Genomic DNA, 266 nt, shown 5'->3' on the forward strand with positions numbered 1-266 from the left:
AACACGAAAAATCGTGTTAGAAAGGAATGCTATGTTAAATATTGATAAAGCTCGAAAAGAAAAAGGTGTAGCGATTGTAGATATGGCCGATTATTTGGGTGTGAGAGCTCAGACGGTAAGCGACAAAATTAGTGGCACTTATGATTTTAAGTTTACTGAAGCTCTCGCATTACAACAAAAATTTTTTCCAGAATACGATTTAGAATATCTTTTCACTAAAGCAGTCGAAACTGCTTAATTTTAAAACTAAAAACACGAAAAATCGT

Annotated in this window: 1 protein-coding gene; it reads left to right on the forward strand. The window is 33.1% G+C overall.

Going from position 1 to position 266, the window contains the following annotated elements:
* Positions 1-238, forward strand: a 238-nt coding sequence (locus tag HMPREF2613_RS06815; protein ID WP_315940752.1) for a helix-turn-helix transcriptional regulator, incomplete at its 5' end; no start/stop codon positions are given.
* Between the last annotated feature and the right edge of the window lie 28 nt (positions 239-266).

Source organism: Streptococcus sp. HMSC070B10 (genome assembly GCF_001808665.1).
Classification (GTDB): Bacteria; Bacillota; Bacilli; order Lactobacillales; family Streptococcaceae; genus Streptococcus.